This window comes from Klebsiella sp. 54, assembly GCF_018223875.1.
GTDB lineage: Bacteria > Pseudomonadota > Gammaproteobacteria > Enterobacterales > Enterobacteriaceae > Klebsiella > Klebsiella quasipneumoniae.
On record NZ_JAGRRA010000002.1, the window covers coordinates 1410616 to 1424504 of the forward strand.

The window sequence follows — 13889 nt, forward strand, 5'->3', positions numbered from 1 at the left end:
CCCGCCTGCGCCGCGCTCTGCCTGCAACTTTGCCGTCATAAACGATATACTGATTTGAATTGAAAAAGAAAAGCAAATCAGGAGTGTGGAAGGGCTATGCAAGACGATATCAACCAGGAGATCACCTTCCGCAAGTTGTCGGTCTTTATGATGTTTATGGCGAAAGGCAATATCGCCAGAACCGCCGAAGCGATGAAGCTCAGCAGCGTCAGCGTCCACCGCGCGCTGCATACGCTGGAAGAGGGGGTGGGCTGCCCGCTGTTTGTTCACAAAGGGCGCAATTTACTGCCGCTGCAGGCGGCATGGACGCTGCTGGAATATTGTCAGGATGTGATGAGTCTGATGAGCCGGGGGCTTGAGGCGACGCGCAAAGTCGCCGGCGTCGGCCAGGGGCGGCTGCGCATCGGCACTCTTTATTCCCTGACCCTGGAAACCGTCCCGCGCATTATCATGGGCATGAAGCTGCGGCGCCCTGAGCTGGAGCTGGATCTGACCATGGGCTCTAACCAGATGCTGCTGGATATGCTGGAAGACGACGCTCTCGACGCTATCCTGATCGCCACCAATGAAGGGGAATTCAATAATACCGCTTTCGACGTGGTGCCGCTGTTTGAGGACGATATTTTTCTCGCCGCCCCGGCGACGGAGCAGCTGGATGCCTCACAACTCGCCGACCTGCGCGATTACGCCGATCGCAAGTTTGTGTCGCTGGCGGAGGGGTTCGCCACCTATGCCGGATTTCGGGAAGCATTCCATATCGCTGGTTTCGAGCCGGAGATCGTCACCCGGGTGAATGACATCTTTTCGATGATTAGCCTGGTGCAGGCGGGCGTCGGGTTTGCGCTGCTGCCGGGGCGAATGAAGAAAGTCTATGAAAAAGATGTACAGCTGTTAAAGCTGGCGGAACCGTACCAGATGCGCCAGCTGATCTCGATTGTCTATTCACACCATCGCGAGCGCGATGCCGACCTGCTGGCGCTGGCGGCGGAAGGAAGGATGTACGCCCGGAGCCTTATTCGTTAAGCCGCTGCGCCAGATGGCGGGCAACGTCCACGCCGCTGCGTTCCAGCGAAAGGGTCTCCCCGCGCCAGCCCGCCTGGCGGGTCAGGCAGGTGAGCACGCCGCCGGGCGGCATCTCGATTGCCAGTCTCGCGTCGCGTTCATCGGCGGCGATCATCGCCTCCTGCCAATGCACGGTGCGCGCCATGTTCATCGCCAGATCGTCGGCGATCCGCTGCGGATCCCACAGCACGCGCGCTGTCGAGCCGCTTAAATAGGCGCACTGCGGGCGCGTTAAGGTCAGGTTGGCAAAGGCTTTTGCCAGCGCTGCGGCGGGTTTATCCAGCAGCGCACAGTGCGATGGCACGCTGACCGCCAGCCGCTGCGCCTTGCTGGCGCCCGCCTGCAGCGCCAGCTGTGCCACTTCGGCCATGGCTTCATCGCGTCCGGCGATCACAATCTGCGTTTCGGCGTTGAGGTTGGCGAGATAGACCTCGTGGCCCTGCATCAGCGCCTCAACCCGCGGGCGGGTCAGGCCCATAATCGCCGTCAGCCCGTAACCTTCAGGATAGGCCTGTTCCATGAGATCGCCGCGCAGGGCTACCAGCCGCAGCGCGCTGGCGAAATCGAGCGCGCCGGCAATGACCGCTGCGGGAAAGGCCCCGATGGAGAGGCCGCTGACCATCTGCGGATTAACGCCCTGACGCTGTAGCTCGCGCGCCCAGGCTACCCCGACGATCAGCAGACAGAGCTGGACCGCACGGGTGTGTTTTAGCGCATCAGCGCTATCGAGAGTCTCGACTTCATCCCCCAGCACGGCGCGCGCCTGGCTGAGGATCGCTTCGCGGTCGGGGATAGCCGCCAGCATGTTGGGACGCTGGGCGCCCTGTCCGGGAAAAGTGAACAAAATCTTCATCATTCCTCCCTGCGCCACGGCGCAGTAGTTAAGCGCGCACCGTGTGACGTTTTCAGCAGCGCCCGCCCATCGCGTAGCCACTCATTGAGGGCGAAGGCGCCGTACGGCGTTTCGACCTGGGTATCGGCGCGGCACGGGAGCTTGGCCACCCGGGACTGCCATTCCAGCAGCGCCTCGCGGGCCAGCGGCTGCGGCGCGCGGATCAGCAGATCCAGATCGCTTGCTGCATGGAGTACCGGGATTTCGGTCGCCAGCGCGTAGCCAGTGCTGCCGGTGACGCCCCAGCGCCAGGGCCATTCGTCCAGCGTCAGGGCGATAGCCGCCTGCACCGGCGGCTGCGAAACAAAAGGAGAGCCCAGCAGGCGCTCGCGCTCCACCAGCATCTCCGGGGTGACGCTGCGCACGATATTCTGCGCCTGTACCCAGCCGGCGGCGCGCTGCTCGCGCTTCATGCCCCGCACCCCAACCGGGATGCGGGCCAGGCCGTCAACGTCGCGCCTCACCACCACCGGCAGCGCGGTTCGCCATTGCTGAACCACCCACGGCTCGGCAATATCTTCCAGGGCGCTGGCGTGGTTTAACCAAACTAAATCGTGGGGACGCGGCGTTGATGACATGGTTTACAGTCCTGAAGTCAAAGAGATAAACAGCGGTAACGACAGGATACACAGAACCGAGCTTAACAACAGCACGGCTTCAGCATCCGGGGACTGCACGCCGAAGCGGTTGCCGAACACCACGCCGAAGAAGCCGGCGGCCAGGGCAATCATCAGGATCGCGGTAATCGCGATGGAGCCATGCAGACCCAGCAGCATCACCAGACCCCAGGCGATAAACGGCTGTACCAGCAGTTTTACGAGGGTGGAGGTGGCGATCAGCGCATTGATCTGCAGTTTACGCGCCGAGAGGATCACCCCGGTGAGGAACAGCGCTGCTGCGGTAGCGGCCAGGCCCAGCGGTTTGATGGAGGCCAGCAGCAGGTCCGGCATGTTAATGCCGATAGCGGAAAGCACCACCCCGAGCAGCGGGCCCCAGACGATCGGCTTTTTCACCGAACGCCACATCAGCACCGGCAGCATCGCCAGCGTAGAACCGGTGTTTTCCCCCGCGGCGCGGGCTTTTTCACGTTCCAGAATCAGCAGGCAGAAGGGGGTCATCAGGACCGAACCGCAGGCGATAGAGACCGCCACCGACAGCGAGGTCGATGCGCCTTCGCCGAGCACGCTGCCAAGGATCGGCAGGCCCAGCGCGGCGTAGTTCGGCAGCGCGACGGTGAGGGTCAGCACCGCGGCATCCTGCGGGGTGCGTTTGAACATGCTGGTGGCGAGGAAGTAGATCCCGGCGTAGGTGATCCACATCGCGCCGGTGAGCACCAGCACCAGCGGCGACTGGGCGACGATACCGGCCCATGGGGTTTGCACCGTGGCGCTGAACAGCGTAGCGGGTAAGGCGAAATCCATTACAAAGATATTGAGCAGGGAGACATTTTTGTTATCTACCATCCCGGCCTTACCGGCCCAGAAGCCCAGCAGCATAATGACGAAAATCGGGGCAAGAGCATGAATAATCACATAAGTCATAAATCACCTGTAAATAAAATAGAGTACTGGCGCGATTGTTATTTTTTCTAAAAGCCGTCCCTGCCCGGCGCGGTTATTACGCGCTTCGGGGGACGGCTTCCGGCAGGTTTTCTTCTACTACTTACGTACGAACGAACGTCTTACCAGCTGGCGCGCATAAGGTCGCGGACCTGCTGCGAACTGCGGCGGTTTTCCGCACCCAGGCGGCACTTCAGCGAGGGATCCTGGCGCGCGTCAGCGATGGCGTCGCGCAGGGTACGGCTGACCAGTGACAGATCGCCTTCGTCTGGCGCATCCGGATGGTTGATATCAAGCAGGGCGGAGAGCAGGCCGAGCGTAGCGTAGTTGCTGACGTCGTAGGCCATCGGCGGGATGGTCGCCGCCAGTTTCTCCAGCGCCTCTACGGTACGCAGCGTAATGCGCGCGGCCGATTCTTTACCCATCGCGTGAACCAGCACGCCGCTATCGTTAAAGGCTATCAGGCGGTTGGCCTGATAGCCGTGGGCCAGAAACGCCCCGGACATCGCTTTGCCGACAATCAGGCCAATCACCGGGTGGCCGGCCAGACGGGCTTTGGCGTAGGCGCCTGCCGCTCCGGCCAGCGCCTGGTGAATACCAAAAGCTTCCTCGCGACGGCCATAGGCCTGGCTCGGCACATCGATCACGGCGACGATCGGCCGTTTACCAGGCTGGTCGGCGTCAGCGGCGATGGTTTCGTTGACCACTTTCGCCAGCGTCCAGCCTTCCAGCAGGCCGACTTCGCCGCCGGCGGCGCGCGGGTAGTGGTTGTTAGCGTCAGGTACCACGGCGATAAAGCGGACGTTTTCGCCATCAATCTGGCCATCCGCGACCTGTACAGAGGCGCATAACCCGTTCATCAGCGGCGCGTTGGGCGCCAGTTTATTCAGCCATAGCGCGGCGCGGTTTGGGAACTGACTCATTATTTATCCTCCCGGGCAAAAAGCTGTTTAATCTGCGCGGTATCCGCCTGCTGGCGGGTATCGAACTGGCTCAAGCGACGCAGATAATCGTCATAGTTGTCGCTGCGGTGCTGTGCCGGTACGCCTTTGGCGATCGCCTCATTCATTGCGGTTTTAACGGCGTTGACGCCATCGTTAACCAGCGCGTCGACCAGGCCGCTGGCGGCGCGAATTTCGCCGCCGGTCATGCTCCAGATAAATGGCCGGTTGCGGGAGTCGTACTCTTCAATGCCGGCTTCCTGCTCGATAACCTGCGGGCCGTTGAGGCCGAGACGGGCTTCACGGGTGACGATAAGATAGCTGCACAGCGCCGCGGCGATGGACATACCGCCGAAGCAGCCGACGGTACCGGTAATAATGCCGACCACCGGGGTGTAGCGGCGCAGGTCGACAATCGCGGCATGAATATCGGCGATGGCGGCCAGACCGAGGTTGGCCTCCTGCAGACGTACGCCGCCGGTTTCGAGGCACAGCACCGCCTGGGTCGGGATACCGTTGCGGTTATCTTCCGCCGCCAGCTCCAGCGCGGCGGCCATTTTGGCGCCGGAGACTTCGCCCATACTGCCGCCCTGGAAGGTGCCTTCGATGGCAATCACCACCGCCGGCTGGCCGTTGATCGTGCCTTTGGCGACCACCATACCGTCGTCGGACTGCGGGACGATGCCCTGCGCGCCGAGCCACGGCGACATAATGCCGTCAAACGGATCCAGCAGTTCGCGGTAACTGCCGTCGTCCAGCAGGGCGTGGGCGCGTTCGCGAGCGCGCAGTTCGATAAAGCTGCGATCGTTACGCATGAGCGGCCTCCTCAAAGACTTGTTCAATACGAATACGGGCGACGCCCGGCGTGGCGCCGAAGTCGTGAATAACCAACTGCCCGGCGGGCAGGCCGTTGATCAGGTTCAGCCTGTCGAACAGCGCCTGCCAGCGCGCCTGGCTGTTATCCACCGAGGTGGTAATTTGCACGCGGAGCGTATCGCTCCCGGCGGCGGTATAGAGCACCTCCATATCGCCTGAACCTACAACCCCTGCCAACGCTCTGCCGCTGAGGGCGCGGCTGGCAGGAAATGACAATGTAATCTGTTCCATAACATCCTCTGAATGCGTTAGCCGGCAACCTGGTCGAGAAACAGGGTGGCGGCAAGGAGATCGGCGGCGCCGCCCGGCGAGGCGTTGTGCGCCAGCATCTGCGCGTCAAGCCGCGCCAGGGCGGCGCGTCCGGCGACGCTGGCGCAACCGCCGGCCGCCAGCACCTCGCGGGCGCCCTGCTGCATGGTCTGCAGGCCGCTCATGCCGGCGCGCGACAGCACGCAGGTATCGCTCAGCGAGGTCATGATGGCCATCAGCGCGTCAAGTCGCGCCTGCGGCTCGCTGGCGCCCCGGGCGCGGCTTTGCTGTAACTGCGGCAGCGCCAGGGCGGTGATATGCGGGAAACCGCGCTGCGCCTCTTCGCGCGCGCCAGGCACCTGCCAGCGGCGGCTGGCGCGCAGCCCTTTACTGAAGCTTTTCGGCGCCAGGCTGTCGGGCAGGCGGGCGAGGGCGGCGGCGGTGTCGGCGATCGTCTGTGATTGCCCCTCTCCACCCAACATCGCCACCGCGCTGACCAGCAGCCCCAGCGCCCAGATGGCGCCGCGGTGGGTATTGACCCCGCCGGTGGCCTGCATCATCTGCGCTTCGCCTTCGCGACCGAGGCGGCCGACGGTTTCGCGCAGCGCGATATCCGCCGGGCGGCGCCAGCTTTGCTGGGCCAGCGCATGGAAGGTCGGCTGCAGGCTGCGGGCGGAGCGTTCCATCAGCGCCAGCGTGAGGTCCTGATGCGCGCCGCTGCCGCGGCTGTCGACCAGACCCGGTTTCGGGCTCAGACGGGCTTCGTCAATCAGGCAGGCGCTGGCGGTGTCCGCCAGCCAGCTGACGCGACTTTCGGCGTGCAGGGGAGAGAGAATTTTCATTACCAGCTCCGGAATTTTGCCGGTGGGTTGTACAATCCGTCGGACCATTCCACCAGGTCGGCGACGCTGCCGGCGGCCAGCAGTGAACGGGTTGCCTTGCTGCGGCGAATACCCAGATCTTCCGGGTAGACCACTTTGCCGCTCTGACGCAGGGCAGCCACGCGTTTTGCGTCCACCCCGAGGCCAATATCGGTGATCCCGGCCACTGCGGCGACCATCGCCCGGCGCTCTTCCAGGCTTTCCGCACGATACAGATAGGCGATACCCTCTTCGGTCAGCACGTGGGTGACGTCATCGCCGTAAATCATCACCGGCGCCAGCGGCATGCCGGAGGTTTTGGCCACGTCGACCGCGTCGAGGGTCTCAACGAAGGTCGGTTTCACGCCGGCCTGGAAGGTTTCGACCATCTGCACCACCAGTTTTTTACCGCGCTGCATTGGGTCCGGCTCGGTGATCATATTGAGCCAGGCAGGGGTAGCGTGGCGGCGGCCGTGCGGATCGTGGCCCATGTTCGGCGCGCCGCCGAAGCCGGAAAGGCGGCCGCGTGTGACGGTCGAGGAGTTAGCCAGTCCATCCACCTGCAGGGTCGAACCGATAAACATATCCACCGCGTACTGACCCGCCAGCTGGCAGAAGGCGCGGTTGGAACGCATGGAGCCGTCCGGGCCGGTAAAGAAGATATCCGGGCGGGCGCGGATGTACTCTTCCATCCCCAGCTCGCCGCCGAAGCAGTGCACGCTCTCCACCCAGCCGCTCTCGATCGCCGGGATCAGGGTCGGATGCGGGTTCAGGGTCCAGTGTTTACAGATTTTGCCTTTCAGGCCGAGCTGTTCGCCGTAGGTCGGTAGCAGCAGTTCGATGGCGGCGGTGTTGAAGCCGATCCCGTGGTTGAGGGACTGCACCTGATGCTCTGCGTAGATGCCCTTGATCGCCATCATCGCCATCAGAATGTGTTCTTGCTTAATCAGGCGCGGGTCGCGGGTGAACAGTGGTTCAATAAAGAACGGCTTGTCGGCGACCACCACGTAATCAATCCACGAGCCGGGAATATCGACGCGGGGCAGATCGCACTCGTCGTCCACCAGTTCGTTGACCTGAGCGATAACAATGCCGTCGTGGAAGGCGGCGGCCTCCACCAGCGCCGGGGTATCTTCGGTACTCGGCCCGGTATAGAGGTTACCTTTGCGGTCGGCTTTGTAGCCGGCGATCAGCGCGACGTTAGGCGACAGATCGACGTACAGGCGGGAGTAGAGTTCGATATAGGTATGAATGGCGCCGATTTCCAGCAGCCCATCTTCCAGCAGCTGCGAAATGCGCAGGCTTTGGGTACCGGAGAAGGAGAAATCGAGCTTACGGGCGATGCCTTTTTCAAACAGGTCAAGGTGTTCGCTGCGCCCGACGCTGGGCATGATCATATGCAGATCGTGGATTTTCTGCGGATTGACTTCCGCCAGCATGCGGGAGAGAAAATCGGCCTGCTTCTGGTTGTTGCCTTCCAGCACCACCCGGTCGCCGGGGGCGAGCAGGTTTTCCAGTACGCTGACCAGCTGGTCAGTAGGGATGACTTTGCCCGGGATGTTGGCCTCGGCCAGCCGCCGTTGCTTTTCCGTCCGGCGACGGTTCCAGACCCGCCCCGTCGTTTGTTCGGCATTCATTATTAACCTCCTGATTCGACAAATCGTTTTGTTTGTCCTGGTGGAGGGTAGTGTGCGACGCGGGGCGCGGAGCATCAATTAAGCACGGCGGCCAATCGTTAGCCTGAGAGTAACAATGGTGAGTGGCACTTTGTGATGAGGATCAATAATACAAAAGGCGTAGTGGTCTACTGCAGCTGACAAGGAGAGGAGGGCCGGTCAGCCACCGGCCCGGGAAAGGTTTACTGTTTGCTCACATCACTTAGTAAGAAGGCGATGCTCTGCCCGCCGCTGGTCTGCTCAAGGGCAATTTTGACGATAATCGTTAACGGCACCGACAGGAGCATACCGACCGGCCCCAGCAGCCAGCCCCAGAAGATCAATGACAGGAACACCACCAGAGTGGAGAGCCCCAGGCCGCGCCCCATGATCCGCGGTTCGAGAATATTGCCGAACACCAGGTTAACGATCAGATAGCCGGCCAGCACCACCAGCGCCTCGTACAGGCCGCCGAACACCAGCACTTGCAGGATCGGCGGGATGGCCGCCAGTACGGAACCGATATTGGGAATATAGTTCAGCGCGAAGGCCAGTAGCCCCCACATAAAGGCGAAGCGCACGTCCAGCAGAACCAGCATTCCCCAGACCACCAGCCCGGTGACCAGGCTAATCGCGGTCTTCAGCACCAGATAATGCGACACGCTGTCGATAGCGCGCTGGATAGCCCCCATGCCTTCTACCGGGCGGGACATCAGCTGCTGGAGTTTAGCGGGGAGCTGCGGCACCTCCAGCAGCATAAACACCACCGTCAGCAGCAGCAGAAAAATCGAGGACATGGCGTTCGACAGCTGAGTGAGCAGACTGGTGACCAGGGTCATCACGGCGTTGGGGTCGATGTATTTGTTAAGCTCCACCACCGAGACGGTAAAACCCAGGCGCTGCAGCCAGGGGGCGATGGTTTGCATCGGTTCGTAGAGATAGTTGCGGTACTGCGGCAGGGTGCGCGCCAGCTCGTTAAGCGAGGTCCCCAGCGAGGCCAGCAGCACAACGGCTAACATCACGATAAGGCCTATCAGCAGTGAGATCGCCAGCACGCGCGGCACCCGGCAGCGGACCAGCAGCTGCACCAGCGGATTAAGGATCACCGCCAGAAAAAGCGCGAGAATAAACGGGACAATAATGTCTGCCGCAAAGCGAATGCCGGTCAGGATGATCACCAGCATGCCCAGCATGATGACCATCTTTAGTCCGTTAAGTGTAATAATAGGTTTAGCCATAGGATCCCGTCCTCAATCTTCCTTGCCTGTTAACAGGTTGCGTTACATTAGCATAATGACGTTTTTTTTCAGAAAAAACGCATTGCTGCAAAACCGCGGCGTAAAGAATTGCAAAGTCTTTGAATTAAATGTAGCACTATGCTACAAATCTACCTGTGTTTAACTACTGAGGACAATTTCCATCCGCACCGGACGAGAAGCAACACCGCGGATAATTGTAATTTTATGGACAATCAGTTCAGGATGTATATTTTAAATCACCCCGCAGTATCCCTCACTTTTTCCCGTTTTGCCGGCGAACAGCACTGGCATTCGGCGCTATAGTCACCTTCTTTCTGCCTGAGCTGGCGCCAAGCGCACAGCGAAATCTACGTCAGAAATTTTCCGGTTTACGCGTCTCGTAAACGGTAATGGATTATATTCTCAAGCAGGAGAAGGGATCATGTTTTATTGGATTTTATTAGCTTTAGCTATTGTTGCTGAAATTACCGGCACGTTGTCGATGAAATGGGCAAGCATCAGCGGTGGGCATACCGGCTATATTTTAATGCTGGCCATGATAGCTCTGTCATATATTTTTCTCGCCTTTGCAGTTAAAAAAATTGCCCTCGGCGTGGCTTACGCGTTATGGGAAGGAATTGGCATTTTGCTGATCACCCTGTTCAGCGTTCTGTTATTTGATGAAAGCTTGTCGCTGCTGAAAATAGCCGGTCTGACCACACTGGTGGTGGGGATCGTCCTGATTAAGTCCGGCACCCAGAAAAAAGCGTCGTCGAAGCAGGAGGTGGCTCATGCAGCAGTTTGAGTGGATCCACGCCGCCTGGTTGGCTATCGCCATTGTTCTGGAGATTATTGCCAACGTCTTTTTGAAGTTTTCCGACGGTTTCCGCCGCAAGGTCTATGGCATCCTGTCGCTGGCGGCGGTGCTGGGTGCGTTCAGCGCCCTCTCGCAGGCGGTAAAAGGCATCGATCTGTCGGTTGCCTATGCGCTGTGGGGCGGCTTCGGTATCGCGGCGACCATTGCCGCCGGCTGGGTGCTGTTTGGCCAGCGCCTGAATAACAAAGGCTGGGCGGGAGTCATCCTGTTGGTTGCCGGCATGGTGTTAATTAAACTCGCCTGACGTCGCGCCGCCTGCAAAGCCAGGCGGCAAAACGGGTCCGCTGTAGTATGCTTACCTCAAGACCGGCCCCGCAGTTATTGTGCCCGGTGACGATGAGGACTGCGCATGTTCACAGCTTTCGGCTGGCGGAAAATTCCTTCCGCCAGGACGTTGTCAATAATGATTTTTCTCGCCGGGCTCGGCCTCACCGCGTCGGTGATCTCCCTGCTTTACCTGTCGCAACACCTCATTGCCAGCAAATCCAATGAAATTGACCAGCAGCGTTCGGTCCTGTCGGTGGAAGGGGCGGTGCAGACATCGGTCAACCGGGTGCTGTCCCTGGTGCTGGACAATGCTATCTGGGACGATGCGGTGACCCAGACTTACGCCCCCAGACTGGATCAAAAATGGCTGTACGACACCTGGGGATCGGGCTTCAAAATCAATAACCTGTACGACGGCACCTTTGTCCTTGATGAACATTATCACATTCTGTGGGGCGCCTTTCAGAGTCAGGTGATGCCCCGGACAGACCTTTCATTTCTCGGCGCCGGGCTGACCAGCCTGATCCGTTATCATGCAAAGGCTCTGCGCGAGGGCAAAAACGCCTTCGCCGGCATCACGCGCACCGAGGCAGGGATCGCTTTCGTCGGCATCGGCCTGATCCGGCCGACGACCGGCCGGCTGCAGGTGGCTGACGATACCCGGCGCTATCTGGTCATTACCCGGCACATCAGTCCTCAGCTGCTGCAGCGTTTAGGCGACACCTTCCAGATAAGTCATCTCCATCTCAGCGACGGCCCCGGCGAACACCGTATTCCGCTGCGCACGCAGGGAGGCGAGGTGCTGGGCTATCTGGCGTGGCAGCCGCGTCTGCCCGGCGCCGAAGCGGCCCTGGCCTCATCAGGCAGTATGCGGCTGATCGCCGGGGTGGCCGCCAGCCTGATCCTGCTGTTTATTCTGTTCAGCAGCCTCGGCATGTATAAGCTGGCCCGCGGCGAACGTCAGGCGCGGGAGATCGCCCTGATTGACTGGCTCAGCCGGCTGCCCAACCGACGAGCGCTGCTGCTGCGGTTAAGCCAGGTGTGCGACACGAGTAAGCACGACATGCAGTGCGTGGTGTTTATCGATCTGGACGGATTTAAGGATGTGAATGATAACTATGGCCACGATGTGGGCGACGCCCTGATCCGCCATATCGCCAGCGCGCTGCAAAAACGGGTGCCGGCGGAGGCCATGCTGGCGAGAATGGGCGGGGATGAATTCGCCATGGCGGTGAGCGGCGAACAAGCGATCGACCGGGCGGCGGCGTTCGCCTGGGCGGCGCTGGAGCTGCTGAAAGCGCCGGTGGCACTGAGCAAACGCAAAATTTATATCGGCGCCAGCATCGGCATCGCCAGCGGAACCCCGGCGGAATGCTCCAGTACCGAACTGTTTCGCCGGGCGGATATCGCCATGTACCACGCCAAGAAGAGCGGCAAGGGGCAGACGGCCTGGTATGACGATGCGCTGGATGCCGTGCGACGTCATCAGCTGATGATCGAGAATGGCATCCGTCAGGGGCTGGAGCAGGATGAATTTGAGGTCTGGTATCAGCCGGTAGTCGATGCCGATACCCTGACGATGACCGGTGTTGAAGCGCTGCTGCGCTGGCCGCGTCGCCCGCAGGGTGCGCTGGCGCCGGATGCATTTATCGCCATTGCCGAGAGCAGCGGCCTGATTGACACCCTCGGCCAGTTCGTTCTGCAACGTGCCTGCAGCGATCTGCAGCCGGTGAGCGATCTGCTGCTGTCGGTGAATATCTCCCCGGCGCAATTTCGCGATCCGGCTTTTGAAAGCCGGGTGATGGAGACGGTCGCTGCCTGCCGCTTTCCGCCGTCACGCCTGCAAGTGGAGGTGACGGAGAGTTATGTGCTGGAAAATCCGGAACGTTCGCAGGCGGTGGTGGAGAATCTGAAGGCCCAGGGCATCGCCGTGGCGCTGGACGATTTTGGCACCGGTTATTCGAGCATCGGCTATTTACGCCGCTTTCGTTTTGACAGCCTGAAGATTGACAAATCCCTCGCCGGGCGGGTGGACTGTGATGCGCAGGCGGCGGAGATGGTGCGCGGCACGGTGCGCATCGCCCGCGCGCTGGGGATGACGGTCGTGGCTGAGGGGGTTGAAGATCCGCAACAGCTGGCGCTGCTGCGGCGGGCCGGTTGCGACCGGCTACAGGGCTTTTACTTCAGTAAACCGATGCCGATCGCCGACCTGCTGCAGCGGCGCCAGCAGCAGGGGTAATTACTCTCCGGCCAGCGCCTCCAGCTTATCGCGAAAGCCGGTCACCGCGATGGCGCGGTTGTCCGCTCGCCAGCGATCCTGCGGGCCGGGAGCCGAACTTTGCACGGCGATCACTTGCCAGCCGTCCGCGGTTTTCAGCAGCAGCGGCGAGCCGCTGTCGCCGGGCAGGGTGTCACACTGGTGCGACAGAACGCTGTTTTGCGCCCAGCCGGTGACGATGCAGTCCTGGTGGCTATAAAGATTATCCAGATGATCTTCAGGATAACCTGACTGGGTCACTTTCCGGTCCGCCGCCTTCAGCGCCGCGGTTAAATCGGCCTTACTGCCGGGGAAGAGCGGGATCGGCGTGATGCCTGAGGGAGCATAGCGCAGCACGATCAGGCCAAAATCCGAGGGCGCCGCGGCGGAGGGAACGATCCAGCCGTCGCCGTCGGCTTTCAGGCGCTTGCCTAAGCCGGGATCCACTCGTCCGTCAATGCCGTGGATCTCATACACCCAGTTCCCCTTGCGGGAAATAAAGCGCAGAGCGACCGCTTTATCCGGCTTGCCGCGCGGGGGTGTTAACAGGCAGTGGCCCGCGGTCAGCGCCAGGTTGGGGGAGATGAGCGTCGCCGTGCACAGATTGCCGCTGGCGGTCTCCAGCTGGCCAATCGCGTCCCACGGGCTCTCCTCCGGACGGCTCACCGCTTTACGGTCATCGTGACCGAAAAACAACGTCTTAATATCTTTGGCGCTCAGTCCGTTATCATCGGCATGTGCGCCCAGAGGTAACAGATAAAATGAACACAGTAATAACAGAACGTTTCTACGCATATCACTCTCTGGGGAGGCTATGATGTCTATTGACAGTAGCAGGAGATTTAAGTTTATGAAAGTAAACAATAATTCTTATCAGGCCAAACGGCATGTCTCATCTGCGCTCGGTGGGCTCTGGCGCGGGTAAAACCGTCTGATTTCAATCGGTTAATACCAGTAACCTTCTGCTGCTATTTCCGCAGAAAGCGCGGTCTGGCGCAAGAACATTCGTGTATCAGAACGTACTGAAATTGGCGAATAATGCAGCAACACTTCTTTAAGGTTATTCCTGGTTTGTCAGCGGAATGCGCAAAAATAATACGTTTACCCGCCAGAACTTCACCAGAATTCGCACTTCTTTACACCTCACGTAATAATT

General features: G+C 60.5%; 16 protein-coding genes. 5 read left to right on the top strand and 11 right to left on the bottom strand.

Going from position 1 to position 13889, the window contains the following annotated elements; translation table 11 throughout:
- Positions 1-96: 96 nt before the first annotated feature.
- The gene (locus KHQ24_RS08430; protein ID WP_004206070.1) at positions 97-1023 is read left to right on the top strand and encodes a LysR substrate-binding domain-containing protein; all 927 of its coding nucleotides are present in this window, start codon (positions 97-99) and stop codon (positions 1021-1023) included.
- Here KHQ24_RS08430 and mdcH read toward each other — a convergent pair.
- The 9 genes from mdcH to KHQ24_RS08475 all read right to left on the bottom strand — a co-directional run bounded on the left by mdcH (position 1013) and on the right by KHQ24_RS08475 (position 9332).
- Positions 1013-1915, bottom strand: a complete 903-nt coding sequence (gene mdcH, locus KHQ24_RS08435; RefSeq protein WP_064187270.1) for a malonate decarboxylase subunit epsilon — start codon at positions 1913-1915, stop codon at positions 1013-1015. The genes KHQ24_RS08430 and mdcH overlap by 11 nt on opposite strands.
- Positions 1915-2532, bottom strand: a complete 618-nt coding sequence (locus KHQ24_RS08440) for a malonate decarboxylase holo-ACP synthase (protein WP_049092627.1) — start codon at positions 2530-2532, stop codon at positions 1915-1917. Before KHQ24_RS08440 ends, mdcH begins: the two co-directional genes overlap by 1 nt.
- 3 nt (positions 2533-2535) lie before the next feature.
- A complete protein-coding gene (locus KHQ24_RS08445) occupies positions 2536-3495 on the bottom strand; it encodes an AEC family transporter (RefSeq protein ID WP_211777221.1) in 960 nt (319 codons plus the stop codon).
- Between the two features lie 140 nt (positions 3496-3635).
- Positions 3636-4436 (bottom strand): biotin-independent malonate decarboxylase subunit gamma, encoded by an 801-nt coding sequence (gene mdcE, locus KHQ24_RS08450; RefSeq protein WP_080840991.1) that lies wholly within the window; start codon positions 4434-4436, stop codon positions 3636-3638.
- The gene (locus KHQ24_RS08455) at positions 4436-5269 is read right to left on the bottom strand and encodes a biotin-independent malonate decarboxylase subunit beta (RefSeq protein ID WP_099441821.1); all 834 of its coding nucleotides are present in this window, start codon (positions 5267-5269) and stop codon (positions 4436-4438) included. Before KHQ24_RS08455 ends, mdcE begins: the two co-directional genes overlap by 1 nt.
- Entirely contained in the window at positions 5262-5561 is a 300-nt protein-coding gene (gene mdcC / locus KHQ24_RS08460; protein WP_017900317.1) for a malonate decarboxylase acyl carrier protein, read from the bottom strand. The genes KHQ24_RS08455 and mdcC overlap by 8 nt, the downstream gene beginning before the upstream one ends.
- Before the next feature lie 17 nt (positions 5562-5578).
- Entirely contained in the window at positions 5579-6421 is an 843-nt protein-coding gene (locus KHQ24_RS08465; RefSeq protein ID WP_211777222.1) for a triphosphoribosyl-dephospho-CoA synthase, read from the bottom strand.
- Positions 6421-8076 (bottom strand): malonate decarboxylase subunit alpha, encoded by a 1656-nt coding sequence (mdcA, locus tag KHQ24_RS08470; RefSeq protein WP_080840989.1) that lies wholly within the window; start codon positions 8074-8076, stop codon positions 6421-6423. The genes KHQ24_RS08465 and mdcA overlap by 1 nt, the downstream gene beginning before the upstream one ends.
- A 221-nt stretch (positions 8077-8297) precedes the next feature.
- Positions 8298-9332 (bottom strand): AI-2E family transporter, encoded by a 1035-nt coding sequence (locus KHQ24_RS08475; RefSeq protein ID WP_004206059.1) that lies wholly within the window; start codon positions 9330-9332, stop codon positions 8298-8300.
- A 138-nt stretch (positions 9333-9470) separates the two neighbouring features.
- On the opposite strand from KHQ24_RS08475, the gene KHQ24_RS24550 reads away from it, so the two are divergent.
- The 3 genes from KHQ24_RS24550 to kpnF all read left to right on the top strand — a co-directional run bounded on the left by KHQ24_RS24550 (position 9471) and on the right by kpnF (position 10453).
- Complete coding sequence (locus KHQ24_RS24550; RefSeq protein WP_004148297.1) at positions 9471-9656, top strand: hypothetical protein; 186 nt, start codon at positions 9471-9473, stop codon at positions 9654-9656.
- Between the two features lie 118 nt (positions 9657-9774).
- Positions 9775-10137: a multidrug efflux SMR transporter subunit KpnE gene (gene kpnE / locus KHQ24_RS08480; protein WP_004206058.1), complete on the top strand. Its 363-nt coding sequence runs from the start codon at positions 9775-9777 to the stop codon at positions 10135-10137.
- A complete protein-coding gene (gene kpnF, locus KHQ24_RS08485; protein WP_004206057.1) occupies positions 10124-10453 on the top strand; it encodes a multidrug efflux SMR transporter subunit KpnF in 330 nt (109 codons plus the stop codon). The genes kpnE and kpnF overlap by 14 nt, the downstream gene beginning before the upstream one ends.
- A 74-nt stretch (positions 10454-10527) precedes the next feature.
- Here kpnF and KHQ24_RS24500 read toward each other — a convergent pair whose 3' ends face one another.
- Positions 10528-10641 carry an ArsR family transcriptional regulator gene (locus tag KHQ24_RS24500; protein ID WP_224052065.1) on the bottom strand — a complete coding sequence of 38 codons (114 nt, stop codon included), beginning with the start codon at positions 10639-10641 and terminating at the stop codon, positions 10528-10530.
- On the opposite strand from KHQ24_RS24500, the gene KHQ24_RS08490 reads away from it, so the two are divergent.
- Entirely contained in the window at positions 10613-12715 is a 2103-nt protein-coding gene (locus KHQ24_RS08490; protein WP_225855523.1) for a putative bifunctional diguanylate cyclase/phosphodiesterase, read from the top strand. The two genes, KHQ24_RS24500 and KHQ24_RS08490, sit on opposite strands and share 29 nt — an antisense overlap.
- Here the strand turns inward: KHQ24_RS08490 and KHQ24_RS08495 are convergent, their stop codons facing one another.
- Positions 12716-13528 carry a trypsin-like serine peptidase gene (locus KHQ24_RS08495; RefSeq protein ID WP_004206054.1) on the bottom strand — a complete coding sequence of 271 codons (813 nt, stop codon included), beginning with the start codon at positions 13526-13528 and terminating at the stop codon, positions 12716-12718.
- Positions 13529-13889 lie beyond the last annotated feature (361 nt).

Excerpts from the sequence above, each read along its gene's own strand:
- KHQ24_RS08430 (WP_004206070.1), top strand. The coding sequence starts at position 97 with ATGCAAGACGATATCAACCAGGAGATCACCTTCCGCAAGTTGTCGGTC.
- mdcH (WP_064187270.1), bottom strand. The coding sequence starts at position 1,915 with ATGAAGATTTTGTTCACTTTTCCCGGACAGGGCGCCCAGCGTCCCAAC.
- KHQ24_RS08440 (WP_049092627.1), bottom strand. The coding sequence starts at position 2,532 with ATGTCATCAACGCCGCGTCCCCACGATTTAGTTTGGTTAAACCACGCC.
- KHQ24_RS08445 (WP_211777221.1), bottom strand. The coding sequence starts at position 3,495 with ATGACTTATGTGATTATTCATGCTCTTGCCCCGATTTTCGTCATTATG.
- mdcE (WP_080840991.1), bottom strand. The coding sequence starts at position 4,436 with ATGAGTCAGTTCCCAAACCGCGCCGCGCTATGGCTGAATAAACTGGCG.
- KHQ24_RS08455 (WP_099441821.1), bottom strand. The coding sequence starts at position 5,269 with ATGCGTAACGATCGCAGCTTTATCGAACTGCGCGCTCGCGAACGCGCC.
- mdcC (WP_017900317.1), bottom strand. The coding sequence starts at position 5,561 with ATGGAACAGATTACATTGTCATTTCCTGCCAGCCGCGCCCTCAGCGGC.
- KHQ24_RS08465 (WP_211777222.1), bottom strand. The coding sequence starts at position 6,421 with ATGAAAATTCTCTCTCCCCTGCACGCCGAAAGTCGCGTCAGCTGGCTG.
- mdcA (WP_080840989.1), bottom strand. The coding sequence starts at position 8,076 with ATGAATGCCGAACAAACGACGGGGCGGGTCTGGAACCGTCGCCGGACG.
- KHQ24_RS08475 (WP_004206059.1), bottom strand. The coding sequence starts at position 9,332 with ATGGCTAAACCTATTATTACACTTAACGGACTAAAGATGGTCATCATG.
- KHQ24_RS24550 (WP_004148297.1), top strand. The coding sequence starts at position 9,471 with ATGCTACAAATCTACCTGTGTTTAACTACTGAGGACAATTTCCATCCG.
- kpnE (WP_004206058.1), top strand. The coding sequence starts at position 9,775 with ATGTTTTATTGGATTTTATTAGCTTTAGCTATTGTTGCTGAAATTACC.
- kpnF (WP_004206057.1), top strand. The coding sequence starts at position 10,124 with ATGCAGCAGTTTGAGTGGATCCACGCCGCCTGGTTGGCTATCGCCATT.
- KHQ24_RS08490 (WP_225855523.1), top strand. The coding sequence starts at position 10,613 with ATGATTTTTCTCGCCGGGCTCGGCCTCACCGCGTCGGTGATCTCCCTG.
- KHQ24_RS08495 (WP_004206054.1), bottom strand. The coding sequence starts at position 13,528 with ATGCGTAGAAACGTTCTGTTATTACTGTGTTCATTTTATCTGTTACCT.